General features: G+C 70.9%; 23 protein-coding genes and 1 CRISPR repeat array. Of the genes, 17 read left to right on the forward strand and 6 right to left on the reverse strand.

Annotation, left to right across the window (positions count from 1 at the left end; translation table 11 throughout):
• Window positions 1-186 precede the first annotated feature (186 nt).
• A CRISPR array of direct repeats spans window positions 187-460; the repeat unit is 29 nt; unit sequence CGGGTCATCCCCGCGCCTGCGGGGACCGG.
• A 164-nt stretch (window positions 461-624) separates the two neighbouring features.
• Window positions 625-1137: a WYL domain-containing protein gene (locus NFC98_RS16680; RefSeq protein WP_254276020.1), complete on the forward strand. Its 513-nt coding sequence runs from the start codon at window positions 625-627 to the stop codon at window positions 1135-1137.
• On the opposite strand, the gene NFC98_RS16685 is transcribed toward NFC98_RS16680, so the two are convergent.
• Window positions 1124-2350 carry a YbfB/YjiJ family MFS transporter gene (locus NFC98_RS16685; RefSeq protein WP_254276021.1) on the reverse strand — a complete coding sequence of 409 codons (1227 nt, stop codon included), beginning with the start codon at window positions 2348-2350 and terminating at the stop codon, window positions 1124-1126. The two genes, NFC98_RS16680 and NFC98_RS16685, sit on opposite strands and share 14 nt — an antisense overlap.
• 234 nt (window positions 2351-2584) lie before the next feature.
• Here NFC98_RS16685 and NFC98_RS16690 point away from each other — a divergent pair, with 234 nt between their 5' ends.
• Window positions 2585-3181 (forward strand): cyclopropane-fatty-acyl-phospholipid synthase family protein, encoded by a 597-nt coding sequence (locus NFC98_RS16690; RefSeq protein ID WP_254276022.1) that lies wholly within the window; start codon window positions 2585-2587, stop codon window positions 3179-3181.
• 14 nt (window positions 3182-3195) lie between these two features.
• Window positions 3196-4200, forward strand: coding sequence for an aldo/keto reductase (locus NFC98_RS16695; RefSeq protein WP_254276023.1), 1005 nt, complete (start codon window positions 3196-3198; stop codon window positions 4198-4200).
• An 89-nt stretch (window positions 4201-4289) separates the two neighbouring features.
• On the opposite strand, the gene NFC98_RS16700 is transcribed toward NFC98_RS16695, so the two are convergent.
• Both NFC98_RS16700 and NFC98_RS16705 read right to left on the reverse strand, forming a co-directional pair.
• Complete coding sequence (locus tag NFC98_RS16700) at window positions 4290-4976, reverse strand: PhoU domain-containing protein (protein WP_183329671.1); 687 nt, start codon at window positions 4974-4976, stop codon at window positions 4290-4292.
• A 24-nt stretch (window positions 4977-5000) separates the two neighbouring features.
• Window positions 5001-6200, reverse strand: coding sequence for a Na/Pi cotransporter family protein (locus tag NFC98_RS16705; RefSeq protein WP_254276024.1), 1200 nt, complete (start codon window positions 6198-6200; stop codon window positions 5001-5003).
• 130 nt (window positions 6201-6330) lie between these two features.
• Here NFC98_RS16705 and NFC98_RS16710 point away from each other — a divergent pair, with 130 nt between their 5' ends.
• The gene (locus tag NFC98_RS16710) at window positions 6331-7509 is read left to right on the forward strand and encodes an FAD-dependent monooxygenase (RefSeq protein ID WP_254276025.1); all 1179 of its coding nucleotides are present in this window, start codon (window positions 6331-6333) and stop codon (window positions 7507-7509) included.
• A gap of 4 nt (window positions 7510-7513) precedes the next feature.
• Here the strand turns inward: NFC98_RS16710 and NFC98_RS16715 are convergent, their stop codons facing one another.
• Window positions 7514-8404: an alpha/beta hydrolase gene (locus NFC98_RS16715; protein WP_254276026.1), complete on the reverse strand. Its 891-nt coding sequence runs from the start codon at window positions 8402-8404 to the stop codon at window positions 7514-7516.
• 133 nt (window positions 8405-8537) lie between these two features.
• On the opposite strand from NFC98_RS16715, the gene NFC98_RS16720 reads away from it, so the two are divergent.
• The 10 genes from NFC98_RS16720 (at window position 8538) to NFC98_RS16765 (ending at window position 19297) form a co-directional block, all read left to right on the forward strand.
• Window positions 8538-9215, forward strand: coding sequence for a hypothetical protein (locus tag NFC98_RS16720; protein ID WP_254276027.1), 678 nt, complete (start codon window positions 8538-8540; stop codon window positions 9213-9215).
• Between the two features lie 82 nt (window positions 9216-9297).
• Window positions 9298-9447, forward strand: coding sequence for a hypothetical protein (locus tag NFC98_RS16725; protein ID WP_183329674.1), 150 nt, complete (start codon window positions 9298-9300; stop codon window positions 9445-9447).
• Window positions 9447-10181 (forward strand): metal ABC transporter ATP-binding protein, encoded by a 735-nt coding sequence (locus tag NFC98_RS16730; protein ID WP_169956546.1) that lies wholly within the window; start codon window positions 9447-9449, stop codon window positions 10179-10181. Before NFC98_RS16725 ends, NFC98_RS16730 begins: the two co-directional genes overlap by 1 nt.
• Window positions 10165-11055 carry a metal ABC transporter permease gene (locus NFC98_RS16735; protein ID WP_169956545.1) on the forward strand — a complete coding sequence of 297 codons (891 nt, stop codon included), beginning with the start codon at window positions 10165-10167 and terminating at the stop codon, window positions 11053-11055. The genes NFC98_RS16730 and NFC98_RS16735 overlap by 17 nt, the downstream gene beginning before the upstream one ends.
• A 38-nt stretch (window positions 11056-11093) precedes the next feature.
• The gene (locus NFC98_RS16740) at window positions 11094-12188 is read left to right on the forward strand and encodes a metal ABC transporter solute-binding protein, Zn/Mn family (RefSeq protein ID WP_254276028.1); all 1095 of its coding nucleotides are present in this window, start codon (window positions 11094-11096) and stop codon (window positions 12186-12188) included.
• A gap of 289 nt (window positions 12189-12477) precedes the next feature.
• Window positions 12478-13701, forward strand: a complete 1224-nt coding sequence (locus NFC98_RS16745) for an ABC transporter substrate-binding protein (protein WP_254276029.1) — start codon at window positions 12478-12480, stop codon at window positions 13699-13701.
• A gap of 11 nt (window positions 13702-13712) precedes the next feature.
• Window positions 13713-15257 (forward strand): fatty acyl-CoA synthetase, encoded by a 1545-nt coding sequence (locus NFC98_RS16750; RefSeq protein WP_254276030.1) that lies wholly within the window; start codon window positions 13713-13715, stop codon window positions 15255-15257.
• Window positions 15258-15301: 44 nt separating this feature from the next.
• Window positions 15302-16408 carry an acyl-CoA dehydrogenase family protein gene (locus tag NFC98_RS16755; protein ID WP_254277869.1) on the forward strand — a complete coding sequence of 369 codons (1107 nt, stop codon included), beginning with the start codon at window positions 15302-15304 and terminating at the stop codon, window positions 16406-16408.
• A gap of 15 nt (window positions 16409-16423) precedes the next feature.
• A complete protein-coding gene (gene bktB / locus NFC98_RS16760; protein WP_254276031.1) occupies window positions 16424-17611 on the forward strand; it encodes a beta-ketothiolase BktB in 1188 nt (395 codons plus the stop codon).
• A gap of 33 nt (window positions 17612-17644) precedes the next feature.
• Entirely contained in the window at window positions 17645-19297 is a 1653-nt protein-coding gene (locus NFC98_RS16765; RefSeq protein WP_254276032.1) for a fatty acid--CoA ligase, read from the forward strand.
• 150 nt (window positions 19298-19447) lie between these two features.
• On the opposite strand, the gene NFC98_RS16770 is transcribed toward NFC98_RS16765, so the two are convergent.
• Entirely contained in the window at window positions 19448-20455 is a 1008-nt protein-coding gene (locus NFC98_RS16770) for an AraC family transcriptional regulator (protein WP_254276033.1), read from the reverse strand.
• A gap of 149 nt (window positions 20456-20604) precedes the next feature.
• Here NFC98_RS16770 and NFC98_RS16775 point away from each other — a divergent pair, with 149 nt between their 5' ends.
• From NFC98_RS16775 to NFC98_RS16785, 3 genes are read left to right on the forward strand one after another with little or no spacing between them, the layout of a single operon-like run.
• Entirely contained in the window at window positions 20605-21273 is a 669-nt protein-coding gene (locus NFC98_RS16775; protein ID WP_254276034.1) for an ABC transporter ATP-binding protein, read from the forward strand.
• Complete coding sequence (locus NFC98_RS16780) at window positions 21273-23798, forward strand: FtsX-like permease family protein (RefSeq protein WP_254276035.1); 2526 nt, start codon at window positions 21273-21275, stop codon at window positions 23796-23798. The genes NFC98_RS16775 and NFC98_RS16780 overlap by 1 nt, the downstream gene beginning before the upstream one ends.
• Window positions 23795-25009 carry a lipocalin-like domain-containing protein gene (locus tag NFC98_RS16785; protein WP_254276036.1) on the forward strand — a complete coding sequence of 405 codons (1215 nt, stop codon included), beginning with the start codon at window positions 23795-23797 and terminating at the stop codon, window positions 25007-25009. The genes NFC98_RS16780 and NFC98_RS16785 overlap by 4 nt, the downstream gene beginning before the upstream one ends.
• 25 nt (window positions 25010-25034) lie before the next feature.
• On the opposite strand, the gene NFC98_RS16790 is transcribed toward NFC98_RS16785, so the two are convergent.
• Entirely contained in the window at window positions 25035-25817 is a 783-nt protein-coding gene (locus NFC98_RS16790; RefSeq protein WP_254276037.1) for an efflux RND transporter periplasmic adaptor subunit, read from the reverse strand.
• Window positions 25818-25862: the final 45 nt, after the last annotated feature.

Below are 25862 nucleotides of genomic sequence, written 5' to 3' on the forward strand. Positions count from 1 at the left end.
GCAAGAATAGAGAAACGGCGGTAAATCCGAGTAAGCTGATATTCGCCAAAACGTCAGCCTACGGACACCGCCGTTGCCATGGATGCTACCCCGCTCTGCCTGTTCTGGAAAGGGTTCACCGTCGCTCACCACGAGTTCCTGGATCCTCAAACGCTGCGCCTCCAGCAGGAGCCTGATGACCGGATTCCACCGGTCTGCAGCGGCTGCGGGGACCGGTTCTTGAGCTCGCGCTCGAGCTTCTCGATGTCCGGGTCATCCCCGCGCCTGCGGGGACCGGTCCTGACCAATCGCGACGACCTGGATGCCTACCGGGTCATCCCCGCGCCTACGGGGACCGGCCCGTGCACCCGCGCCACGGCCGCGGCCTCGACGGGTCATCCCCGCGCCTGCGGGGACCGGCAGCCTGGGGATGCGGGAGCATGTGACCACGCCGGGTCATCCCCGCGCCTGCGGGGACCGGGCAAGGGCTTCCTGCCGACTGCACAATTTTCGCCTTCCTTCACCCAGGGTCGGGTCGAGGAGTACCTACATCTGCTGGGCACCCACCAGCAGCTGGCATCGCCGTTCACGGGTCTGGGACTCGGCGCCGCGAACACCGAGGCGCTGCCGATGCCGAGCCGAGTGGTGTCACCACAGGTCGTGCGGCAGGTGGTCAAGGCCTCCCGCGAAGGGCAACGCCTGGAGGTCACCTACGCCTCCTTCTCCAGCCCCACGGGCGAAGACAGGATCATCGTGCCGCATACGCTGGTGTTCGCGGCGGGGCGCTGGCATGTGCGGGCCTTCTGCGAGAAGCATCGCGACTACCGGGACTTCGTGCTGAGCCGCTTCCGCGGGGTGCCGGAGCCATGTGGCGACATGCTGGGCGATCACGGTCTCGCCGAGGATGAGGACTGGCATACACCGGTCGAAGTATGCCTGATCCCCGACAGGCGGTTGTCGTCCCGGGAAAGGGCCCTGATCGCCGCGGACTACGGGATGGACGAAGGCGAACTCACCCTGTCATGCCGGGGCCCGCTTGTGCTCTATGCGCTACGCGAGCTGGGCGTGAACCCCCATCATGTGGAAACCGAACCACGGGCCCAGCAGGTCGAGATTGCCAACCGCCAGGACCTTGCAGCATGGATTAGTTGGGGGTGATGGTCGCCTTCGCCTCGGCGTCCAGCCGCTGGGCGGTTCGATCCACTATGCGCAGCCAGATCAGCAGCCCCGCCCCCAGGGCGACGAAGCCACCGGCCAGCCACAGGCCGGTGTCGTAGTGGCCGCTGGCCTCGGCGAGCATGCCGGTGAGCGCCGGGGCGACGATCTGCGCCACGCCGTAGCCCAGGGTCATGCGCCCCATCAGCCGCGCCGGGCTCTGCGGGTAGAGCCGGCCGGCCATGGTCAGCACCAGGCTCACGCAGCCCAGGAAGGTGCCGCCGTAGAGCACCGCGCTGAGCAGCACGCCGGCCAGGCTGCTGGTCACCGCCGGCAGCACGATGCCCACCACCTGCAGGGCCATGGCGGCGATCAGCGCGCCCAGGTAGCCGATGCGCCGGGCGATCAGGTCCCACAGCATCACCGCGGGGGCAGCGGCCAGGCCCACCAGGGCGAAGGTCCAGTTGCCGGCCCCGGCCAGCAGCGGCTCGCGCTCCACGATGGCCACGATGAAGGTGGCGCTGATCACGTAGCCGTAGCCGGCGCAGAAGTAGGCGGCCAGCATCAGCCGCATGAAGGTGCGGGTCGGCGGTTTCGCCGCTCGCTGTCCGCCACCGCCGGCGCCCTCCACCGGCCTGGCGGGGCGCGGCAGCCAGCGCCAGGCGGGCACCAGCAGGGCCGCGGCCAGGGCGGTGAAGCCCCACCACTGGGCCTGCCAGTCGAGAGCCAGGCCCAGCATCAGCTCCACCGCCAGGGCCGCCACCAGCATGCCCAGCCCCACCCCGGCGAAGTGGATGCCCAGCTCGCCGCGCTGCCCGTGGCTGATCAGCCAGTGCAGGATCAGCCCGGAGGCGAGCAGCATGGCACCGCTGCTGGAGAAGCCGGCCACGAAGCGCATGGCCGCCCATAGCCAGAAGCTGTCGGCCAGGGCCATGCCCGCGGTGGAGAGCACCGCCAGCAGCAGGGTGAGGCGGTAGAGAGTGTCCTTGAGCCGGATGCTGTGGATGGAGGCCGCCGTGAGGGCGCCCAGCATGTAGCCGGCGTAGTTGAGGGCGGCCAGCCAGCCGCCCTGGGCATCGGAGAGCCAGGTCTGCTGCTGCATCAACGGCAGCAGCGGCGTGTAGGCGAAGCGCGCCACGCCGATGCAGAGGATCTGGCTGAACACCCCGGCCAGCAGCACGCGGTAGCGCGGGGAGAGAGGAAAGGGCTTGGCCATGCCTGGCGCTCCGTCGGTCCCTGTGATGGTGGGCAGGCCACGCAGGCCTTGGGGCCGGCGTGGCCGGGTAGCGGCCTACCATACCGCACACCCGGCAACCCTGGCCGGCGGTATTCGACCAAAAGCGCAAGGCCAGGACCCCGGCCCGATGCCGCCTCCCGTGGCGCATCTGCCCCTTTTGCGGCCGATCTTGCTACTCTCATGGGCTGACCCACCACCACGGGAGCGCGCCCCATGTGGGATGAACGCTACAGCACGGATGACTATCTCTACGGCACCGAGCCCAACGACTTCCTGCGCGAGCACGCCGAACTGATCGGCGAGCCCCCCGGGCGGGTGCTCTGCCTGGCGGACGGCGAGGGGCGCAACGGCGTCTACCTGGCGGGGCTCGGCCACTGGGTCACCTCGGTGGACGCCTCCTCGGTGGGCCTGCGCAAGGCCGCCCGACTGGCCGAGCAGAAGGGCGTGGCGCTGACCACCCTCCACGCCGACCTCACCGCCCACGAGTTCGAACCCGAGTCCTACGACGCGGTGGTGTCGATCTTCTGCCACGTGCCGGCGGCGGGCCGCCCCCACCTGCACCGCCAGGTGATCCGCGCCCTGAAGCCCGGCGGCGTGCTGATCCTCGAGGCCTACACCCCGGATCAGGTGCCCCGCGACACCGGCGGCCCGGACACCCCCGACCGCACCCCCACCGCCGCCGAGCTCGACGCGGCCTTCGCCGAGCTAGAGATCGCGCTCAGCCGCGAGTGCGAGCGCGAGGTGGTGGAGGGCCGCGGCCACACCGGGCTGGGCGCCGTGGTGCAGTTCATCGCCCGCAAACGCCGATAACAAGGAACCCCAGGATGACGCTCCTTTCCCGACTCCAGGCCCTCGCCTCGCCCGCCATCGGCCTGGGCTGCATGAACCTCTCCCACGGCTACGGCCAGCCGGTGCCGGAGGCCGAGGCGCTGAAGGCCCTCGATACCGCCTTCGACATGGGCTACCGCCACTTCGATACCGCCACCCTCTACGGCGCCACCGCCAACGAGCGGCTGGTGGGCAAGGCCCTCTCGGGCAAGCGCGACGAGATCCTGCTGGCCAGCAAGTGCGGCATGGCCTTCGACCCCGAGCTCGGCCGCAAGGTGATCGACGGACGGCCCGAGACGCTACGGCAGCAGTGCGAGGCGAGCCTCGAACGCCTCAAGACCGACCACATCGACCTCTACTACCTGCACCGCTGGGACCGGACGGTGCCCATCGAGGAGAGCGTCGGCGCCCTGGCCAGGCTGGTGGCCGAGGGCAAGATCGGCGCCATCGGGCTCTCCGAGGTCTCGGCGGCCACCCTGCGCCGCGCCCGCACCGAGCACCCCATCGCCGCGGTGCAGTCGGAATACTCGCTGTGGACCCGCAACCCCGAGATCGCGGTGATCGAGGCGTGCCGCGAGGCGGACACCGCCTTCGTGGCCTTCAGCCCGCTGGGGCGCGGCTTCCTGGCCGGGGCGATCCAGGCCGACACCCCGCTGGCGGAGGGCGACGTGCGGCGCGGCATGCCGCGCTTCAGCGCCGAGAACCTGCCCCGCAACCTGTCGCAGCTGGCCGAGCTACAGGCGGTGGCGAGGGAGCATGAAGTCACCAGCGGCCAGCTGGCCCTGGCCTGGCTGCGCGCCAAGGGCGACGACATCCTGCCGATTCCCGGCACCCGCTCGGTGGCCCACATGCGCGAGAACCTGGCCGCCGACGGCCTGCGCCTGGCGCCGGTTACCGTCGCGCGGCTGGACGCCATGCTGACCCCGGACCGGGTCGCGGGGGAACGCTACGGCGAGGCGCTGCAGGCCGAGATCGATACCGAGGCGTTCCCGCCGGCCTGAGGCACGCCTGGGCAGCACGCAGAACCCCGCGCCGGCGTGAGCCGGCGCGGGGTTCTCGCTGACAGCGGCAGGCCGCCGAGGGCCCGGCCTCAGTCCAGGGCGCGGTCGTCGGCGTCGCTGGGGAAGTCCAGATCCTCCAGCCGGCCGGTCACCGCGGTGGCGATGTTGGCCAGGTGCGAGGCGACCCGCTTGTAGTGGCGCGCCAGCAGCGAGTAGGCCACCGCCTCGTGGAACTCGATCGCCTCCTCCTCGCGCAGCAGCGCCTCGATCAGGTCGTCGCAGCGGCCGCGGATCTCGCGGGTGGCGGTGATCACCCGGTGGGCCCTGGCCTCGTCGGAGTCACGGGTGGCGGCGATCAGCTCCTGGAAGAGCCCGGCGAGCCGCTCCGCCATCTCGTCCAGCGGCTGCTGGTAGCGCGGCACGTGGAAGCCCTCGCTGTAGAAGGCCCCCACCTCGAAGACGTTCTTGCAGTAGTCGCCGATGCGCTCGGCATCCTTGGCCACGCTCATCAGCGCCAGGCAGATGGCCACGTCGTGGCCGGGGTTGACGGTCAGGTGGCGCAGCACCTTGCGGCGGATGGAGCGCTCGAGCTCGTTGACGGCCCGGTCACGCTCGTAGAGCGGCCCGCGCACCTCCTCGGCGGCCACGGTGCTGTAGAGCACCTCGTTGGCGCGGGAAAACATCCAGGCGCCGTGTTCGAGCATCCGGGTCAGGTCCGTGTAGGCCTGGTCGATGGTGTTTTCCGAGGTGAGCGCGCTATAGAGCTGTTTGAACATGGGAAACCTCCCGGTTGGCCGCGCTCAGCGCAGGCTCATGAACAGTTCGGTGGCGGTGATGCCGACCAGCGGCACCACCAGGAATACGCCGATCAGGAACAGGAAGGCGTAGCGGATCTTCTGGCCGGCCAGGCGCCCGTACCAGGTGGCGATGCGCAGCGGGATGACCCGCAGCGGCCACCAGATGGCGGTGCCGGTCAGGTTGAAGATGACATGGAACAGCGCCACGGTCATCGCCGCGGCGATGGGGTTGGCGGTGGCGGCCAGCACGCTGGTCACGGTGGTGCCCAGGTTGGCACCCATCATGAACGGCAGCACCCGGCGCAGGCGCACCACTCCGGCCCCGGCCAGCGGCACCATCAGGCTGCTGGTGATGGAGCTGGACTGCACCAGCACGGTGGAGACCACCCCGACGCCGTAGGCGCGGGCGTCGGTGCGGAAGAAGTAGGTGCGGAACAGGCCGTCCATGTGGCGCAGCAGGGCACCGCGCAGGTTCTGCACCATGAACACCAGCGCCGTGAACATCAGCAGCAGGCCGAGGCCCGCCACCAGCAGCCCGGCGGCCGCGACGCTGGGCATCAGGGCGGCCCCCAGCCAGTTGGCGGCGTCGACGATGGGCGCGGTGATCACCTTGATGGGGCTGCTGGGCTTGGCCACCTCCTCCAGGCCGATCAGCTCGGCCAGCCAGCCGGCCAGCCGGGTGAACATACCGCGACCGCCCTCGTGGAACAGGCTGGTGATCCACTCGATCGGGAAGACGATCAGCACCGTGAGGATATTGAAGAAGTCGTGCATCATGGCCGCGGTGAAGGAGCGGCGGAAGTTGCGCTTGATGCGCACGTTGGCCAGGGCCACGATCACCCCGGTCACCGCGGTGCCGATGTTGGCCCCCATGATGGCGAACACCGCCGTGCCCAGGGTCATCTCGCCGCTGGCCACCAGGGTCACGATCAGCGCCGAGGTGAAGGAGGAGCTCTGCACGACCATGGTGACCAGCACGCCGGCCATCAGGGCGATGAAGGGGTTCTCGCCGTAGGCAAAGGCGCGGGTCAGCAGGTCGCTGTCGCTGCCGAAGGTGCCGAGGCCGGCACCCAGCACGTTGAGGGCGGCCAGGAACAGGTAGAGGCAAAGGCCGGCGTAGAGGCCCCGCAGCCAAGCCGGCACCTCGCGCGGCGACTGGCGGGAGAGGGCGGGACTATCGGGAGAAGGTCCGAGATTCGACATGAGCGGTCTGCCGTGTGGGTGAAGGATCCCTTCGTGACGGTTTAATGACGGTTCCGTGTCACTGCGCGCACGCTAACGCGCCTATGTGACACTTTGATGACATCCACATCAAGTGGGAGGAGACACCCGGATGGATGACACGCTTGACGCGATCATCGTCGGCGGCGGCATGGTCGGCGCGGCCGTGGCGGCGGCGCTGGGCCAGGCCGGCATGGCGGTGGCGCTGGTGGAGGGCGGCGGACCGCCCGAACCGGTCGCCGACGACGCTCCCTTCGACCTGCGTATCTCCTCGCTGAACCTGGCCTCGCAGCGGCTGCTGGAGGCGGTGGGTGCCTGGGGCTTCATCCCCGAGGCGCGCCGCTGCCCGTTCCGCCACATCGAGGCGAGCGACGAGACCAAGCGGCGCCAGGTGCACTTCGGCGCCGCCGACCTGGGGCTGCCGGACTTCGGTCACTTCGTCGAGAATCGGGTGATCCGCCGCGCCCTGTGGCAGCGGCTGGCCGAGCTGCCCGGCGTGGCGACCCACTGCCATGCCGGGCCGGTGGCCTGGCTGCCCGGGCGCCATCGCACGCTGCTGGAGCTGGACAACGGCCGGCTGCTGGCCGCCCGGCTGGTGGTGGGCGCCGACGGGGCCGGCTCCCGCGTCCGCGAGCTGGCCGGCATCGCCACCCGCGACGAGGACCATGGCCTGCGGGCGCTGATCATCAACGTGCGCACCCGGCTGCCCCAGCAGGACGTCAGCTGGCAGCGCTTCACCCCCGGTGGGCCCCAGGCCATGCTGCCGCTGCCCGGCCACCACGCCTCGCTGGTGTGGTACGGCAGCCCGGCGGCCACTGCCGAGCGCGAGGCGCTGGACGACGAGGCGCTGCGCCTGGCCATCGAGCGGGCCTTCCCCGAGCGGCTGGGCGGCCTCGAGACGGTGCTGGGGCGCGCCAGCTTTCCCATCCGGGGACGCCATGCCGAGCGCTATGTGCGCCCGCGCCTGGCGCTGGTGGGCGATGCCGCCCACGTCATCAATCCGCTGGCCGGCCAGGGCCTGAACCTGGGGCTGCAGGATGCCGCGGAGCTGAGCGAGCGGGTGGTGGCGGCCTTCCGCGCGGGGCAGGACCCCGGCGGCCAGGGGCTGCTGGCCGGCTACGCTCGCGCGCGACGCCCCCAGACCCTGGCGATGATCGCCGCCATGACGGCCTTCCACCGCGTCTTCACCGGGGCGGGGCCGCTGCGCCAGGCCGGCGCCGCCGGGCTGGCGGTGGCCGACCACCTGGGCGCCGCCAAGCGCCAGGTGATGCGCCGCGCCCTGGGGCTGTAGCCGTTCACGCCGGCGGCGACGTGGCCTCCCTCAGGGCCGCATCGAGAAACGCCAGCAGCTCGGGCAGCTCCCCCTCGAGGTGCTGGCTGAGGTCGTGATCGCCGGGCAGCAGGCGCAGCCTGGCCGGCGTGTCGCCGCGACTGGCATGGAGCCACTCGGCGTCGCTCGGCGGAATGACGCGGTCGTCCTGTCCGTGGACCAGCAGCACCGGGCAGCGCACCCTCGGCAGGGTGTTCACCGGGGCAATGGCGTCGAAGCGAGTGCCGATCACCCGTTCCACGTAGCGCAGCACGTACCAGCCCAGTGGGAAGAACGGCAGCCGCCTGCCGGCCAGCCAGCGTCGCATCATGCCGTCCGGATGGGCGAAGGCCGAGAGGCTGACCACCGCGCGGATGTCGTCGCGCCGCGAGGCGGCAAGCAGCGCCGCCGCCGCACCCACCGAGTGTCCCAGCAGCGCCACCGGCGCATCCCGCATGCCGGGTCGGGCGCGCAGCCACTCGACGGCCGCCTCGGTGTCTTCGGCGAAGCGCGGCATGGAAGAGAAGGTGTCGGGGTCGCTATCGCCGTGGTTGCGCGCGTCGAACAGCAGCACGTTCCAGCCCGCCGCCTGCAGCGGGCGCGCCACCGGCAGCATCAATTCACGGTTGGCACCCCAGCCATGGATGATCACCACCGTGCCGCGGCCCTCTCCGGGCAGCCACCACCCGGCCAGCCGTCGGTCTCGGCGAGTCGCAAGCGTCACCGTCTCGCCCCTTACCCCATGCTCGGCCAGCCCGAGCGCCAGCGGCACCCTGGGCGCCGCCAGCCCGGCCCTCAGCCGCCGATGGAAGAGGTGCAGCAGAACACCGAGGCCCGCCATCACGCCCGCCATTACGCCCCACCACCCCGCTGTCATTCCGGCTCCCTACTCGCTGTGCATGGCGCCATTCTCCTTGAAGCCAGCGACAGCGTCAGCCGCCGCGATGTCGCGGCTGCCGCCACAGCGGGGCAGTGCTACGCTTGACCCATCGCTGACCCGGAGGCGTCCCATGTCCCTGCTGCTCCCCTTCCTGCGTCGCCCCGCCGCGGCCTGCCTGCTCGCCCTGCTGCTGCCGCTTCCCGCCCTGGCCCAGTCGCCCGATGCCGAGTGGCAGGCCTTTGATTCGGCCCTGGCCGACGGCGCCCGCCATGCCAACACCTGGCAGGTGGGCTGGACCACCTTCTATGCCGGCAGCCTGGCCCTGAACGCCTGGCAGGCCAGCGAGGCGAGCGACCGCGACGACCGCTACGACGCCCGCGTCGGCGTGGTGAAGTCGGCCCTCGCCCTGGGCGGCATGTTCCTCGACCGCCAGCCGCACCCCGCCGCCCTTCGCGAGTTCGAGGCCGGCGAGCCGGGGGATATCGAGGGTGCCCGGGCCCTGCTGGAGTCGGTCGCCGAGGAGGAGCGCCGGCGGCGCAGCCTGGAGGCCCGGCTCGGCTCGCTGGCGATCAATACCGCGGCGGGGCTGCTGATCGCCGTGGGCGACGGCCGCGAGCGCGACGGCGCCATCAACTTCGCCACCGGCATGCTGATCAGCGAGCTGCAGCTGCAGACCCAGCCGCGCCAGGCCACCGCCGCGCTGAACCGCTTCCAGCCGGTCCGGGTGTCGCTCGGCGACCTGCAGCTCGAGGGCGAATACGCCCTGCTGGTGGCACCGAACCAGCTGGGCGTGGCGCTGCGCTACTGACCCACCCGCGGCGTGCTCGGGGGAGTGGCCAGCGACCACTTTGTTATGTTATAACCTCCGCCAGTTTTCGGAGGTCTTCCCCATGGCACATCGCACGCACCGGCATCGCCCGGAAGGGCCCTGCCATTTCTCGCTGATGTCGCTGGCCGCCACCCGCCGCCTGCTGCTGGTGGCCGCGCCGCTGGCGGGCCTGTGGCTCGCGGTCTCCTGGGCCGCCGGGTGGTGGTCCTGATGTCGCGCCTGCAACTGCACGACCTGCAGCTGGCCCGCGGCGGCCGGACGATCCTGGAGCACCTGGACGGCCGCTTCATGGACGGCGCCATCACCGCGCTGATCGGTGCCAACGGCGCCGGCAAGAGCACCCTGATCTCGGCGATCATGGGCATGCTGGCCCCGGTGGCCGGCAGCGTGGAGTGCCAGGTGCCCAGGGAACGGCGCGCCTGGCTGCCCCAGCAGCTGGCCCTGGACCTCACCTTCCCGATGAGCGTGGAAGAGCTGATCATGACCGGCACCTGGCCCAGCCACGGGGCGCTGAAGGGCTACTGTGCGGCCCACTACCGCCGCGGGCGCGAGATCATGGCGCGGCTGGGCATCTCCCACCTGGCCCACCGACAGCTCGGCGAGCTCTCCGGCGGCCAGCGCCAGCGCGCCCTGCTCGGCCGCACCCTGATGCAGGAGGCCGAGCTGCTGCTGCTCGACGAACCGTTCGCCAACGTCGACATCGAGACGGTGGACGTGCTGATGGACGTGCTGCGCGACATGGCCCGACAGGGCGCCACCATCGTCGTGGTGCTCCACGACATGGAGCAGCTCTCGCGCCTGGCCGACGACGTGCTCTTCCTGGCCGGCGGCCACGGCCGCTGGGTCAGCCCCGAATCATTGCTCGACCGCTACGCCGGCCAGCCGCCCCGGGCGCCGCGCCTGCCCCTGACCTTCCCGGATGCCCTCGATGCTGGAACTGCTTGACGCCTGGCTGTTCGCCCCCTTCGATTACGGCTTCATGAAGCGCGCCTTCGTGGCCGGCCTGGCGCTCTCCCTGGCCGCCCCGCCGCTGGGCGTGTTCCTGATGCTGCGCGGCATGAGCCTGATCGGCGACGCCATGGCCCATGCCATCCTGCCCGGCGTGGCGCTGGGCTTCCTGTTCGCCGGCTTCTCGCTGCCGATGATGAGCCTGGGCGGCATCCTCTCCGGGCTGCTGGTGGCAGTGCTCGCCGGCAGCGTGTCGCAGATGACCGGCCATCGCGAGGATTCCGCCATGGCCAGCTTCTTCCTGATCTCGCTGGCAGCGGGGGTGATGCTGGTGTCGCTGGGCGGCAGCAGCGTGGACCTCACCCACGTGCTCTTCGGCTCGATCCTCGCCGTGAACACCACGGCCCTGGTGCTGATCGCCACCATCAGCAGCCTGATCGTGATCATTCTGGCGGTGATCTTCCGCGCCCTGGTGGTGGAGTGCCTGGACCCGCTGTTTCTGGGCGGCCAGGGCGTCCGTGGCGGACTGGTGCACGGCGCCTTCCTCGGCCTGGTGGTGCTCAACCTCACCGCCGGCTTCCAGACCCTGGGCACCCTGATGGCCGTGGGCCTGATGATGCTGCCGGCCACCACGGCACGCTTCTGGAGCAAGCGCCTGGAAGGGCTGATCGGCATCGCCGTGGCCATCGCCCTGGTCGCCAGCACCGGCGGGCTGCTGCTCTCCTACCACCTGAGCCTGCCGTCAGGCCCCGCGATCATCCTGCTGGCCGGCGCGGCCTACCTGCTCTCGGCCCTGCTCGGCCGCCACCACAGCCTGCGCGAGCGCCTGCAGCGCCGCGCCGCACCGCTGGGTGCCCCCGAATCCCACTGACCCGATCCTGCTCTCCACGACTCGAGGACTCCTGACCCATGCGACTCGCCCACGCTTCCGCCGCCCTGATCGGCGTCTCCACCCTGCTCGCCCTGCCCGCCGCCTTCGCTGCCGAGCGCGTGCAGGTCGTCACCAGCTTCAGCATCCTCGCCGACATGGTCGAGAACGTCGGCGGCGAGCACGTCGAGGTGACCTCCCTGGTCGGCCCCGACAGCGACGCCCATGTCTACTCGCCGCGCCCCACCGATGCCCGCGCCCTGGCCGAGGCCGACCTGGTGGTGTTCAACGGCCTGCAGTTCGAGGGCTGGATGGAGCGGCTGATCGACTCCAGCGACTATGCCGGGCCGCTGGTCGTCACCACCACGGGCATCGACCGGGTGGCGGCGGCCCACGACGACCATGGCCATGACGAGCACGACGACCACGGCCACGACGAGCACGACGACCACGGCCACGACGACCACGGCCATGAGGGGCACGACCATGAGGGGCACGACCACGGCCATGAGGGGCACGACCACGGCCATGAGGGGCACGACCACGGCGACGATGACCCCCACGGCTGGCAGGACCTGGCCATGGGCAAGGTCTACGTGGCCAACATCCGCGACGGCCTGATCGAGGCCGACCCGGACAACGCCGAGGCCTACACCGCCAACGCCCAGCGCTACATCAACGAGATCGACGCCACCGACGCCGAGATCCGCGAATTGCTCGGCGAGATCCCCGCCTCCACCAGCGTGATCACCGGCCACGACTCCTTCGGCTACTTCGCCAGCGCCTACGGCCTGCGCTTCCTCTCGCCCCAGGGGCTCTCCACCGAGGCGGAGCCGAGTGCCGCCAACATGGCCCGGCTGATCGACGTGATCCGCGAGCAGAACGTCCAGGCCCTGTTCCACGAGAACATGACCAGCCCGGCGATCATCACCCAGCTCGCCGAGGAGACCGACCTGCCCATCGCCGGCACCCTCTACGCCGATGCCCTGGCCGCGGAAGGCGAGGCCAGCACCTACCTCGGCATGATGCGCCACAACGCCCGGACCCTGCATGACGCCCTGGCCGAGCCGGGCCATGACGACCAAGGCCATGACGAAGACGACCACGACGATCATGGTCACGGCCATAGCCACTGAACGACCGGCCTGGCCAACACGTCAAGGGGCGCCTTCGGGCGCCCCTTGACGTTTGCGTCACTCGAGCTTCCGGCACCCGCCCCCTCTGGCCGCATATGTCGACTATTCGTCGAGATCATTAGCCTGCTCGGCAATATAGCCGCCCACATTGGCAGGAAATGCATAAAACCTGGCCCGATCGATCAACCCCTCCCCGATCTTTGTTCCTACCATGGGGCCTGAGCGTCAGCTCGAAGCACGCTCCGAAGTACACAACAACGGTACACAACAACAACGCAAAGGCCATTCCATGACCACAACCCGCCAGTTCGCCCTGGGCGCCCTCGCCGCCTCCATCATGCTCGCCTCCCACGCCGGGGCCGCCGACTTTACCGACAACGAGATCCGTATCGGCTACCTGGCCGACATGTCAGGCGTCTACCGCGACCCGATCGGCCCCCTGGGCCTGGATGCTATCCAGATGGCCGTCGAAGAAATGGGCGGCAACATCCAGGGCGCCGAGATCGTGCTGTTCAGCGCCGATGACCGCAACAGTGCCGACGTGGGCTCCAGCGTCGTGCGCGAGTGGATCGACCAGCAGAACGTCGACATGGTCACCGGCCTGGTGGCCTCTTCGGTCACCCTGGCCGCGGTCAAGCTGCTGGAAGAGGAGAACCGTCTGGGCCTGGTCAACGGCGCCGTCTCCTCCGGGGTCACCAACGAGAGCTGCTCGCCCAACCATATCCACTGGGTCTACGACACCTGGGCCATGTCCAACGGTACCGCCCGCGCCATCACCCAGGAGGGCAACCCCAACTGGTACCTGCTCAGCGCCGACTACTCCTTCGGCCACGCCCTGGAAGCCGACGTGGAGCGGGTGGTCGTCGAGAATGGCGGCACCATCGTCGGTAGCGCCCGCCACCCCTTCCCGAGCAACGATTTCTCGTCGTTCATGCTCCAGGCCCAGGCTTCCGGTGCCGATGTGATCGCCCTGAACAACGCCGGCTCCGACACCATCAACGCCATCACCACCGCCGGCGAGTTCGGTATCACCCAGGCGGGCCAGATCCTGGCCGGCATGGTGCTGTTCAGCACGGACGTGCGCAGTATCGGGCTCGATGCCGCCCAGGGCCTGCAGTTCACCACCGCCTGGTTCTACGACCGCGACGAGGAGTCCCGCGCCTGGGCCGAACGCTTCCGCGAGCGCACCGGCAGCATGCCCACCCAGGTCCATGCCGGCCTCTACTCCAGCACCCTCCACTACCTTCAGGCGCTCGACGCCGTCGGCACCGACGAGGCCCAGGCGGTACGCGAGCAGATGGCCGCGACCCCGGTCAACGACATCTTCACCACGGGCGGCTATATCCGCGAGGACGGCCGCATGGTGCATGACATGTACCTGGTGGAGGTGAACTCGCCGGAGGAAGCCGCCGACGAGGACGACCTGTTCAAGCTGGTGCGCACCATCCCCGCCGAGGAGGCCTTCCGTCCGCTCTCCGATAGCCAGTGCCATCTGGTCAACAACGGCGCCTGAGGGGGAACGAGATGAGCCTCAATCCGAAGATCCAGCAGAACACCATCGGCGCGGCGCTCAACCGCAGCGCCCGCAAGCACGGCGGCAAGCTGGCACTGGCCTTCAACGACCGGGGCTGGTCCTACGCCGACCTCAACCGGGCGGTGAACCGGGTCGCCAACCGGCTGCTCGATTCGGGCCTCGCGCCCGGAGACCGCCTGGCGGTCTACGGCAAGAACTCCGACGCCTACGTGATCGCCTGGCTGGCGGCGACCCGGGCCGGCCTGGTGCACGTGCCGGTGAACTACGCCCTGACCGCGGACGAACTCGGCTACATTCTCGAGCAGTCCGGCGCCACGGGCCTGCTCAGCGACCTCGGCCTGGCCGACACGGTGACCGCCGCCACCGAGGGCATGGCGCTGGTGCTGTCGGGCACCCTCCATGCGGGGCAGAGCGACGGCTTCGACGTGCTGGCTGCGGCCATGAGCGAGGGCGGCGAGGCCGAGCCGGAGATGGCGGTGGAGGGCGCAAGCCTCGCCCAGCTGCTCTACACCTCCGGCACCACCGCCGCGCCCAAGGCGGCGATGATGACCCACCAGGCCCTGCTCGCCGAGTACATGGCCTGCATGGTGGAACTCGACATCAAGGGCGACGAGCCGATGCTGGCCGCCCTGCCGCTCTATCACTCCGCGCAGATGCACGTCTTCCTGATGCCGGCGCTGCTGCTGGGCGCGCCGGTCCACCTGCGCGAGGCGCCGCTGCCCGACGACTGCCTGGCCCAGATCAGCCGCCAGGGCATCGCCTCCTTCTTCGCCCCGCCCACGGTGTGGATCAGCCTGCTGCGCCATCCCGACTTCGCGCGCTCCGACCTGAGCCGCCTGAAGAAGGCCTACTACGGCGCCTCCATCATGCCGGTGCCGGTACTGGAGGAGCTGCGCCAGCGCATTCCCGGCGTGGGGCTCTACAACTGCTACGGCCAGAGCGAGATCGCCCCCCTGGCCACGGTGCTGCGCCCCGAGGAGCATGATGCTCGGCCGGCCTCGGCGGGCCGTCCGATCCTCACCGTGGAGACCCGCATCGTCGACGCCGAGATGAACGACGTGCCCGCCGGGGAGCACGGCGAGATCGTCCACCGCTCGCCCCAGCTGCTCACCGGCTACTGGGACAAGCCCGAGATGACCGAGGAGGCCTTCCTTGGCGGCTGGTTCCACTCCGGCGACGTGGGCTACGTCGACGAGGAGGGCTATCTCTTCGTCGTCGACCGCATCAAGGACGTCATCAATACCGGCGGCGTGGTGGTGGCCAGCCGCGAGGTGGAGGAGGGGCTGTTCCAGCATCCGGCCGTCTCCGAGGTGGCGGTGATCGGCCTGCCCGACGAGAAGTGGATCGAGGCGATCACCGCCGTGGTGGTGCTCAAGGAGGGCGAGGAGGCCAGCGAGGAGGCGCTGATCGCCCACGCGAAGCGCGTCATGGCCCATTACAAGGTGCCCAAGCGCGTGCTCTTCGCCGATGCCCTGCCCAAGAGCACCGCCGGCAAGATTCTCAAGCGACACCTGCGGAAGGAGCTGAACGCGTGACCCAGGCCACTCCCCTGGACGAGCTGACCCCGCTCTTCCACGACATGATCTGCCGCTTCCTGGAACAGGAGGTGGCGCCCCACTACGAGGCGTGGGAGGCGGCCGGCGAACTGCCCCGCGCACTCTGGAAGCGCATGGGCGAGGCCGGGCTGCTGGGCATCGACATGCCGGAGCCGCTGGGGGGTGCCGGGGCTGACTTCGCCATCACCCAGCTGGTCATCGAGGAGATCTCACGGCGCGGCTACGGCGGCCTGGCCAGCGCCTACAACATCCACGCCAATATCGTCATGCCCTACCTGCTGCATATCGCCACCCCGGAACAGCAGCAGCGCTGGCTGCCGGCCATGGCCAGCGGCGAGGTGATCGGCGCCATCGCCATGACCGAGCCCGGTGCCGGCAGCGACCTGGCCGCCATGAAGACCCGCGCCCCGCGCACCGAGGGCGGCTGGCGGCTGGACGGCAGCAAGCTCTTCATCACCAACGGCCAGGTGGCCGACCTGGTGATCGTCTGCGCCAAGAACGACCCGGAGGCCGGCGCCAAGGGGGTCTCGCTGTTCCTGGTCGACACCACCCTGCCCGGCTTCTCCCGGGGCCAGCCGATCAAGAAGATCGGCCAGCACGCCAGCGACACCGCCGAGCTCTTCTTCGACGGCATCGAACTGCCCGCCGATGCCCTGCTCGGCGAGGAGGGCCGCGGCTTCGCCTACCTGATGCAGGAGCTCCCCCGGGAGCGCCTCGGCGTCGGCGCCCAGGCCCTGGGCGCCATGGAGGGTGCCCTGGCGCTGACACTGGAGTACGTCAAAGAGCGCCGCGCCTTCGGCCAGCGCGTGGGCGACTTCCAGAACACCCGCTTCACCCTGGCCGAGGTGCAGGCCGACATCGAGCTGGGCCGCGCCTACCTCGAGAAGTGCATGGCGCAGTATCGCCAGGGCGCCATGGGACCCACCGAGGCGGCGATCCTCAAGCTGCGCCTCACCGAGATGCAGTGCGCCACCGCCGATACCTGCCTGCAGCTGTTCGGCGGCTACGGCTACACCCGCGAATACCCCATCTCGCGCTTCTATCTGGATGCCCGGGTGCAGACCATCTACGCCGGCACCTCGGAGATCATGAAGGAAGTCGTTGCCCGCTCGCTGCTGGGCAGGACCTGAATCAGGAGAGACCCCATGCGTCTGGATTCCGTTGTCATCCTGGGCGGCGCCCGCACCGCCATCGGCGGCTTCGGCGGCAGCCTGGCGGGCCTTGCGCCCCACGAGCTCGGCACCGTCACCGCCCGGGAGGCGCTCGCGCGAGCCGGCGTCGAGGCCGCGGCCATCGACCACGCCGTCTATGGCCATATCATCACCACCGGCCCCCAGGATGCCTACCTGGCTCGGCATATCGCCCGAGAGAGCGGCGTGCCCGACGAGGCCGGCGCCTTCAACGTCAACCGCCTGTGCGGTTCCGGGGTGCAGGCGCTGCTCTCCGCCGCCCAGCAGATCACCCTGGGCGACAGCCGCCTGGCCCTGGCCGGCGGCGCCGAGTCCATGAGCCGGGGGGCCTACCTGCTGCCGCCCCAGGCGCGCCGCGGCCTGCGCATGGGCCACGCGGCGGTCACCGACCTGACCCTCGGCATCCTCAGCGACCCCTTCGGCAGCGGCCACATGGGCTGCACCGCCGAGAACATCGCCAGCCGCCACGGCCTCACCCGCGAGGCGGTGGACCGCTTCGCCCTGGAGAGCCACCACAAGGCGGCCCGGGCCATCGCCGAGGGGCGCTTCACCGAGCAGATCGTCCCGGTCACCGTGCGCGAGGGGAAGACGGAACGCCGCTTTGACCAGGACGAGCACGTCCGCGAGGGCGTCACCCTGGAGGATCTCGCCCGGCTCCGGCCCGCCTTCCAGAAGGAGGGCATCGTCACCGCCGGCAACGCCTCGGGCCTCAACGACGGCGCGGCGAGCCTGGTGCTGGCCCACGTCGACGAGGCCGAGCGCCGCGGCCTCAGGCCACGCGCACGCTTCCTAGTGGGCACCACCGCCGGGGTCGAACCGCACCTGATGGGGCTGGGCCCGATTCCCGCCGTGCGCCGCTGCCTGGAGCAGGCAGGGCTCGCCATCGGTGATATCGACGTCATCGAGTCCAACGAGGCCTTCGCCGCCCAGGCCATGGCGGTGGCCGACGAGCTGGGCTTCCCGGCCGAAAGGCTCAACCCCAACGGCGGCGCCGTGGGGCTGGGTCATCCTGTCGGCGCCACCGGCGCCATCCTGGTGATCAAGGCGCTGGCCGAGCTGGAGCGCACCGGCGGCCGCTACGGCCTGATCACCCTCTGCATCGGCGGCGGCCAGGGCATCGCCCTGCTGATCGAGCGCTGCTGAAGGAACCCCGGACAACCACGAGGAGACACGCCGATGACCACCGTCAACCCCAGGATCCTGCCGCCCACGCCCTCGGCCACCAACCCGCCCCTGCTGATCGGCGAGCTGCTGGAGAGCGGCGTGCGCATGGCTGGCGACAACCAGATCGTCTACCGCGACCTGAGCCGCCACAGCTACCGCCGCTTTCGCGAACGCGTGCACCAGCTCGCCCATCTGCTCAGTGCCCAGGGCGTACGTGCCGGCGACGTGGTCGCCGTCCTCGACTGGGACAGCCACCGCTACCTGGAGGCCTTCTTCGCCATCCCCATGCTGGGGGCCATCCTCCACACGGTGAACGTGCGCCTCTCGCCGGAGCAGATCCACTACACCATGGAGCACGCTGAGGACGACTTCGTGCTCGTGCATCGCGACTTCGTGCCGCTGCTGGAGGAGCTCCACGAGCGGCTGCCGCGCATCCGCGGCTACCTGCTCTGCCAGGAGGAGGAGACGCCCCTCGAGACCCGCCTGCCCCTGGTGGGCGAGTACGAGGCTCTGCTGGCCGAGCAGCCCGGCCACTACGACTTCCCCACCTTCGACGAGAACGCGGTGGCCACGCTGTTCTACACCACCGGCACCACCGGCAACCCCAAGGGGGTCTACTTCACCCACCGCCAGCTGGTACTGCACACCCTGGGCGAGGCCAGCACCTTCCAGGCGCCGGGGTTCGAGCTGCTCGACCGCGACAAGGTCTACATGCCGATCACGCCGATGTTCCACGTGCATGCGTGGGGCGTGCCCTACACCGCCACCCTGCTCGGCGCGACCCAGGTCTACCCGGGGCGCTACGAGCCGGAAATGCTGGTCAAGCTGCTGGTCAGCGAGAAGGTGGACTTCTCCCACTGCGTGCCCACCCTGCTCGGCATGGTGGTGGGCGCCGAGCCGGTCACCTCAGGCCGGGTCGACCTCTCCGGCTGGAAGCTGTTGATCGGCGGCAGCCCCCTGACCCAGGCGCTGGCCCGGCAGGCCCATGAGCTGGGCATCGATACCCGCAGCGCCTACGGCATGTCGGAGACCTGCCCGCTGCTCACCGCCGACATCCTGCCCCGGGATATCGCCCAGGCCGACTTCGAGACCCAGCTGCCGTGGCGCTGCAAGGCAGGCGTGGCAGTGCCACTGGTGCACCTGCAGGTGGTGGACGAGAGCGGCACACCGCTGCCCCAGGACGGCGAAAGCGTCGGCGAGGTGCGCGTCCGCGCCCCCTGGCTGACCCAGGCCTACTTCAAGGAAACCACCCGCAGCGAGGAGCTGTGGCGCGACGGCTGGCTGCATACCGGAGACGTGGCCACCCTCGACGAGCGCGGCTTCCTGCAGATCCGCGACCGCATCAAGGATGTGATCAAGACCGGCGGCGAGTGGGTCTCCTCCCTGGAGCTGGAGAACCTGATCGCCCAGTGCCCAGGAGTGGCCGAGGTGGCGGTGATCGGCATGCCCGACGAGCAGTGGGGCGAGCGTCCCGCCGCCCTGGTGGTGCCCCGGGATCTCAACGCGCCGCCCACCGGCGACGAGGTGCTGGCCTTCCTCAAGGGGTTCGTCAACGAGGGGCGCATCAACCGCTGGGCGCTGCCTTCCTCCATCCGCTTCGTCGACGAGATTCCCAAGACCAGCGTGGGCAAACTGGACAAGAAGCGCATCCGCCAGGAGGCCTGAGGGCGGGTCTGAGCTTTGACTGAAAAGTCGGCGAGCGAAGAACAGACAAGGCAAAAATCGGCGAAAAGACGGAGTTTACAACTGTAAATGAGCACTTTGAGCTGATTTTTAACGCCGTATGGCCGAGCGCAGCCATTTTTCGGGCAAAGCTTACCGGGGTACCGCCAACGCCCGCCGATAGGCGGCGGGGGTATCCCCGGTCCAGCCACGGAAGGCGCGGCTGAAGCAGGCCTGGTCCTGGAATCCCAGCGACTCGGCCAGGGTCGTCAACGGCTGCTCGCTGCGGGTCAGCGCCTGGATGGCGAAGTCCCGCCGACACTCGTCCTTGACCGCCTGGAAGCGGGTCCCCTCCGCCGCCAGGCGCCGCGAGAGGGTGCGCACCGACAGGTGAAGCGCCTCGGCTACCTCCGCCACGCTGGCCGAGTAGGCGCCGTGGCGGGTCAGGTGCTCGCGCACCCGGTGGGCGAGCAGGCGCTCCTCGAAGGAGACATAGAACCAGTCCGCCGGGGCGCGCTGCAGGAAGGCGCCCAGGTGCTGCTTGGTCTGGCGGATCGGCTCGTCGAGCACCGCCCGATCGAAGTAGATGGCGGTCTGGGGGCAGTCGAAGAGCACCCGTCCCGGATAGAAGTAGCGATAGTCGGCACTGTGTGCCGGCTGGGGATAGGCGCACTCCATCAGCAGCGGTGGAATCTTGCGGGCGATCATCCACGACGCGATGCCGTGGAGCAGCTTCAGCATCAGCTCGTGCACCAGAATGCGGCTGCCTGCCGGCGCGCGGTGCTCCACCAGGCCGATGCGCACCCGCTCGTCGCCGTGGCTGACCTCGTAGCCGAAGTCATCCAGCAGGATCCGGAAGAACAGCCGATAGCGGTGGAGCGCCACCCTGAGGGTCGGCGCCTCCAGCAGGCTCAGGCAGAGCAGCTTGAGGGTACCACCGCGCAGCGGCCGGGAAAAGAACCCCGGCGTCTCGTCATCGCACTCGTTGACCAGCAGGCGATAGAGGGTGGCAAACTGCTCCACGGTGACTCGCCCGTGCCGGGCGTCCAGCCAGCCTGGCGAGATGCCGGCGCGACGCAGCAGGCTGCCACGCTCGCGATGCAGCTGGGGCACCCCGCGAAACAGCTCGCCGACGAAGTGTCTCGACACCGTGACCGTCACTCTGCCCTCCCTTGCCCCTCAGGCCGCATGCCTCGACATGCCCTCGGTTATACGCGATCGTCCTGCCGGCTTCACTTCTCCGTGAGTCGCCTGTGGCGGCGGAACGTTCTGTGCCACCATGCCGGAGGGAACGCCACCGGGAACTCTCCATGCTGGAATTTCGTCAGGTCCACAAGGCCTACGCCACCCTCCAGGGGCCACTGACGGTGCTGGACGGCGTCGACCTGACCCTGGCGGCCGGGCAGAGCCTGGCGCTGATGGGCGAGTCGGGCAGCGGCAAGTCGACCCTGCTGCACCTGGCCGCGGGGCTCGACCTGCCGGATGCCGGCACGGTCTCCCTGGCCGACCGGCCGCTGTCGGCGCTGGCCGAACCCGAGCGGGCCCGGCTGCGGCGCGAGGCGCTGGGCCTGGTGTTCCAGCAGTTCCACCTGGTGCCGAGCCTTAACGTGATCGACAACCTGCGCCTACAGGCCCGACTGGCGGCCGTGGAGGACCCCGAATGGACCGCCGAGCTGGTGAGCCGGCTCGGCCTGGCCGGGCTGGAGAAGCGCTACCCGGAGCAGCTCTCCGGCGGCCAGCAGCAGCGCCTGGCCATCGGCCGTGCCCTGGCCCCGCGCCCCGCCCTGCTGCTCGCCGACGAGCCCACCGGCAACCTCGACGAGACCACCGCCGGCGACGTGCTGGCCCTGCTGCTGGAGCTGGTACACAAGACCGGCTGCGCGCTGCTGGTGGTGACCCATAGCCCCCAGGTGGCGGCGCCGCTGGACCGCTGCCTGGTGCTTTCCCGCGGCCGGCTTCACCCGCCGACGGACCGCTGATGGCCACGGCCCTGTCGACCCTGCTCTCCCACTATCGGCGCCACCCCGGCCAGCTGGTGATGCTGCTGCTCGGCCTCTGGGTGGCCAGCGCCCTGTGGAGCGGCGTCCAGGCGATCAACGCCTCGGCCCGGGACAGCTACGCCCGCGCCGAGGCGCTCTTCACCACCGGCCTGGACCGCCTGGAGCGCCGCGACGGCCAGTCGCTGACCCGGGAGGACTTCACCGCCCTGCGCCGGGCAGGGGTGCCGGTCTCGCCGCTGCTGGAGGGCGAGCTGGAGGGCCCGGACGGCAACCGGCTGACGGTGATCGGCATCGACCCGCTGACCCTGCCCGGCGGCAGCGCCTTCGCCACGGCGGGCAGCCTATCTTCAAGCTCAGGCGAGCTCGCCGGCTTCCTGTCGCCCCCCTGGCAGACCCGGGTGGCCCCGGACACCCTGGCCGCCCTGGGCGTCGCCCGGGGCGATGCCGCAGGAAGCACGCCCGGGCTGAGCGCCGGGCGACGCCTGCCACCGCTGAGCCTGACGCCCTCGCTGCCGCCGGACACCCTGGTGATGGACATCGCCGCCGCCGCGGCCCTGCTGGAGAGCGGCGAGCGGATCAGCCGGCTGGTGGCGGCGCCCGGCGCGCTTGCCGAAGCCCCCGACGGGCTGGTGCTGACGCCTGCCACGACCCTGGCCTCGCCGGGCCAGCTCACCGAGAGCTTCCATCTCAACCTCACCGCCCTGGCGCTGCTGGCGCTGGTGGTGGGGCTGTTCATCGTCCAGGCGGCGCTCGGCCTCGCCCTGGAGCAGCGCCTGGGGATGCTGCGCACCCTGCGCGCGCTGGGCGTGACCGGCCGGGCCCTGGTGGGCCTGCTCGCCCTGGAGCTGGTGATCCTGGGCCTGGCCGGGGCGCTGGCCGGCATCGCCAGCGGCGTCTGGCTGGCCCGGGCGCTGCTGCCCGACGTGGCGGCCACCCTGGGCAGCCTCTACGGGGCGGGAGTCGGCGCCGAGCTGCGGCTGCCCTGGCACTACTGGCTGGGCGGGCTGGCGGTGACCCTGGGCGGCCTGCTGCTGGCCGGCTCCGGCGTGCTGTGGCGGGCGGCCCGGCTCAGCGTGCTCGACCTGGGCCAGGCCCAGGCATGGCGGGCCGGCTTCCACCGCCAGCTGCGGCTGATGGCCATGGCCGGCGGCCTGGCGGCGCTTGTCGGCCTGGCGCTGTGGGCCTGGCTGGCCCGCCTGCCGCCGGGCGAGGGGCTGCTGGCCGGCTTCGGCCTGGTGGCCGCCCTGCTGCTGGCCAGCGCCCTGTGGCTGCCGCCGGTGCTGGCCGCGGCCCTGGCCGGGCTGGCACACCTGGCCCGGCGACGCCCGCTGGCCCAGTGGGCCCTGGCCGACCTGCAGCTGCAGCTGCCACGGCTGTCGCTGGCCATGATGGCCCTGCTGATCGCGCTCTCCGCCAACCTGGGGGTGGGCAGCATGGTGGGCGGCTTTCGCCTCACCTTCCTCGACTGGCTGGACCAGCGCCTGGTCGCGGACCTCTACCTGCGCCCGCCGGCGGAACGGTTCGACGAGGTCCACGCCTGGCTCGGCGAGCATCCGGAGGTGGCCGAGCGACTGGCCACGCGGCGCAGCGAGGCCACCCTGCTGGCGGCCGAACGCGAGAGGGCCTCGCGTCCCCTGGAGCTGCCGATCGGCCTCTACGGCATCACCCCCGGGGCGACCCTGATGCCCGCCTGGCCCCTGCGGGAGACCCTGGCGGGGCGCCAGGCGGCCTGGTCGGCGTTCGCGGCCGGCGACGCCTTCATCAACGAGCAGCTGGCCACCGCCGAGGGGCTCGCCCCCGGCGACCGCCTCACCCTGGCCGGCGCGGGCACTCACGGGGGCTCCCGCCAGACGCTGACCGTGGTGGCGGTCTACCCCGACTACGGCAACCCCCGCGGCGAGGTGCTGCTGGCCACGCCCCGGCTGGCCGAGCGCTTCCGGGCGCCGCCGGGCTCGGTGGGCATCGTGCTGGCGCCGGGCGCCGACGCGGATGACCTGCGTCGCGCCCTCGCCGAGCGCTTCGCGCTGGGCCGCGACAGCCTGCTGGACCAGCGCGAGGTGAAGCGTGTCGCCACCGGCATCTTCGAGCGCACCTTCACCATCACCCGGGCGCTCAACGCCCTGACCCTGGGCGTGGCGGCACTGGCGCTGCTGGCCAGCCTGCTTGCCCAGGCCCGCGAGCGACGGCGCCAGCTGGCGCCGCTGTGGGCGCTGGGCGTGCCCCGCGCCCGGCTGGGCCACCTTCAGCTGGCCCAGCTGGGCGGGGCGGCCCTGGCCACGGGCCTGCTGGCGGTGCCGCTGGGCATCGCCATCACCTGGGGGCTGGTAGCGGTGATCAACGTGGCGGCCTTCGGCTGGCGCCTGCCGCTCCATGTCTTTCCCGGCGAGATCGCCCTGACCCTGGCCACCGCGGTGGCGGTGGCGCTGCTGGCCGCCGCGCTGCCCGTGCTGCGGCTGTGGCAGGCACCGCCCCGCACGCTGCTGGCCGAGGAGACCCCGTCATGAGTGCCCGAGGCGCCCACGAGCGGTGGAGAGATCCCGCCTGGAGAGGCACGGCCTGGAGAAACCCGGCGTGGCGCGGCCTGGCGCTGGGCCTGGCCCTGCTGCTGGGCGGCTGCGAGCAGGGTACTGCGCCCGAGCCCTCCGCCGGCTTCGCCGGCCTGGGCGACAGCGCCGAGGGCTTTGCCCAGGCACGACCCGGCACGCCGCTGCGCTTCCCCGAGGACCACGGCGCCCACCCCGACCACCGCATCGAGTGGTGGTACCTCACCGCCAACCTGGAGGACCAGGCCGGCGAGCCGCTGGGCCTGCAGTGGACGTTGTTCCGCCAGGCCCTGGTGCCCCCCGCCGAGCGCCCCGCCCCCGGCCCCTGGGTCTCCGACCAGCTGTGGATGGCGCATCTGGCGGTCTCCCGGGGCGAGACCCACCGGGTGGCGGAGCGCTTCGCCCGCAGCCACGCCGCGGACCCGATCCATGACGGAGCCGGCCAGGCCGGGGCCGTGGCTCACCCCTTCCGGACCTGGCTCGACAACTGGGTGCTGGCCACCCGGGTGGAAGACCCCGACGCCGACACCTTCGAGCGACTGACCCTCACCGCCTTCGACGGCGAGGGCGAGGCGCGCGTCGGCTACCGCCTCGACCTCACCGCCGAGGGGCCCCTGGTACTGCACGGCGATGCCGGCTTCAGCCAGAAGGCCGCCGACGGTCAGGGCTCGATCTACTACAGCCAGCCGTTCTGGCGCGTGGAGGGCGAGGTGACCCTGGACGGCGAGACCCTTGAGGTCACCGGCCGCGGCTGGCTCGACCGGGAGTGGAGCAGCCAGCTGCTGGGGCCCGAGCAGGCGGGCTGGGACTGGTTCTCCCTGCACCTGGACGACGGCCACCGGCTGATGGCCTTCCAGCTGCGGGGCGGCGGGGCGGCCGGCGGCGACTACCGCTCCGGCACCTGGATCTCGCCCGAGGGGGAGCCCCGGGCGCTGGCACCCGGCGAGCTTGCCCTCACGCCGCTGGCCACCTCAGGCGCGGCCGACCGCGAGGTGCCCACCCGCTGGCGGCTCACGGTGCCCGCAGCGGGCCTCGACCTGGTCGTGGAGGCGCCCCACGCCGAGCGCTGGATGGACACCGCGGTGCCCTACTGGGAGGGAGAGGTGGTCGCCCGCGACCATGACAGCGACGAGCGCCTGGGCGTAGGGTACCTGGAGATGACGGGTTACTGATGGCCGACCCGCACGGCCGAGACCGTCACTCAGGCGGCAGCAGCAAGCTGCAGCGGATACCGGCCGGCAGCGCCAGGTCGGCATTGTCGAGGGTCAGGCGCACGCCGAAGGTGCCACTGGCGGCATCGAAGACGCGATCGACGATGGCGACTTCGGCGGCATGGGTGCCGGCGAAGGGAGCCGGCGTCTCCACGGTCAACACCATGCCCGGCTCGACCTCGGTGAACCGATCGATCGGCAGGAAGGCCTCCACATGCAGCGGGTCGAGGGTCACCAGCTGCATCAGCGACGACTGCTCGTTGACATACTCCCCCGGATGCATCTGACGGCTCAGCACAACGCCATCGACGGGGCTGCCGATCTCCCGGTAGTCGAGCAGGATTCGGGAACGTTCCGCCTCGAGCACGGCCAGCTGGGACTCCAGTTCGGCCATCTCCAGCTCGGCACGCGCCAGCACCTCCTCGGTTCGCGTGCGCTCCAGGTCCTCCACCGCCACCAGCTGCCGCTCCCTGAGCTGGGCCGAGCGGCGGCGCTGAGCACCGAAATACTCCACTCGCTGTCGCCCAGACTCGATGGAGGTCCGGCTGGCGGCACGGGTCTCGGCGATGCGCAGCGTGATGGCCTCCAGGTCAGCCGTGAGGCGGGCCAATGGCTGGCCACGCCTGATCACATCGCCACGCTCCACCAGCACTGCCTCGAGCAACCCCTCGCTGGGTGCGCCGATCGCGACGCTGGCGCTGGGCTCGATCAGGCACTCCCTGATACGCAGCCCATCCGCCTGGACAGGAGGGGCGAATGCCAGGCTCACGAGAAGGCCGATGAGCCCGCTCGCCCCGAGTCCTCCGGTTCGTGA

The organism is Halomonas sp. 3H (genome assembly GCF_024206005.1).
Taxonomy (GTDB): domain Bacteria; phylum Pseudomonadota; class Gammaproteobacteria; order Pseudomonadales; family Halomonadaceae; genus Halomonas; species Halomonas campaniensis.

What these genes read in the sequence shown, in the direction of transcription:
- bktB (WP_254276031.1), top strand. Translation starts at nt 16,424, where the DNA reads ATGCGTCTGGATTCCGTTGTCATCCTGGGCGGCGCCCGCACCGCCATC.
- NFC98_RS16710 (WP_254276025.1), top strand. Translation starts at nt 6,331, where the DNA reads ATGGATGACACGCTTGACGCGATCATCGTCGGCGGCGGCATGGTCGGC.
- NFC98_RS16755 (WP_254277869.1), top strand. Translation starts at nt 15,302, where the DNA reads ATGATCTGCCGCTTCCTGGAACAGGAGGTGGCGCCCCACTACGAGGCG.
- NFC98_RS16695 (WP_254276023.1), top strand. Translation starts at nt 3,196, where the DNA reads ATGACGCTCCTTTCCCGACTCCAGGCCCTCGCCTCGCCCGCCATCGGC.
- NFC98_RS16775 (WP_254276034.1), top strand. Translation starts at nt 20,605, where the DNA reads ATGCTGGAATTTCGTCAGGTCCACAAGGCCTACGCCACCCTCCAGGGG.
- NFC98_RS16780 (WP_254276035.1), top strand. Translation starts at nt 21,273, where the DNA reads ATGGCCACGGCCCTGTCGACCCTGCTCTCCCACTATCGGCGCCACCCC.
- NFC98_RS16735 (WP_169956545.1), top strand. Translation starts at nt 10,165, where the DNA reads ATGCTGGAACTGCTTGACGCCTGGCTGTTCGCCCCCTTCGATTACGGC.
- NFC98_RS16750 (WP_254276030.1), top strand. Translation starts at nt 13,713, where the DNA reads ATGAGCCTCAATCCGAAGATCCAGCAGAACACCATCGGCGCGGCGCTC.
- NFC98_RS16685 (WP_254276021.1), bottom strand. Translation starts at nt 2,350, where the DNA reads ATGGCCAAGCCCTTTCCTCTCTCCCCGCGCTACCGCGTGCTGCTGGCC.
- NFC98_RS16740 (WP_254276028.1), top strand. Translation starts at nt 11,094, where the DNA reads ATGCGACTCGCCCACGCTTCCGCCGCCCTGATCGGCGTCTCCACCCTG.
- NFC98_RS16715 (WP_254276026.1), bottom strand. Translation starts at nt 8,404, where the DNA reads ATGACAGCGGGGTGGTGGGGCGTAATGGCGGGCGTGATGGCGGGCCTC.
- NFC98_RS16745 (WP_254276029.1), top strand. Translation starts at nt 12,478, where the DNA reads ATGACCACAACCCGCCAGTTCGCCCTGGGCGCCCTCGCCGCCTCCATC.
- NFC98_RS16705 (WP_254276024.1), bottom strand. Translation starts at nt 6,200, where the DNA reads ATGTCGAATCTCGGACCTTCTCCCGATAGTCCCGCCCTCTCCCGCCAG.
- NFC98_RS16785 (WP_254276036.1), top strand. Translation starts at nt 23,795, where the DNA reads ATGAGTGCCCGAGGCGCCCACGAGCGGTGGAGAGATCCCGCCTGGAGA.
- NFC98_RS16730 (WP_169956546.1), top strand. Translation starts at nt 9,447, where the DNA reads ATGTCGCGCCTGCAACTGCACGACCTGCAGCTGGCCCGCGGCGGCCGG.
- NFC98_RS16720 (WP_254276027.1), top strand. Translation starts at nt 8,538, where the DNA reads ATGTCCCTGCTGCTCCCCTTCCTGCGTCGCCCCGCCGCGGCCTGCCTG.
- NFC98_RS16690 (WP_254276022.1), top strand. Translation starts at nt 2,585, where the DNA reads ATGTGGGATGAACGCTACAGCACGGATGACTATCTCTACGGCACCGAG.
- NFC98_RS16725 (WP_183329674.1), top strand. Translation starts at nt 9,298, where the DNA reads ATGGCACATCGCACGCACCGGCATCGCCCGGAAGGGCCCTGCCATTTC.
- NFC98_RS16700 (WP_183329671.1), bottom strand. Translation starts at nt 4,976, where the DNA reads ATGTTCAAACAGCTCTATAGCGCGCTCACCTCGGAAAACACCATCGAC.
- NFC98_RS16765 (WP_254276032.1), top strand. Translation starts at nt 17,645, where the DNA reads ATGACCACCGTCAACCCCAGGATCCTGCCGCCCACGCCCTCGGCCACC.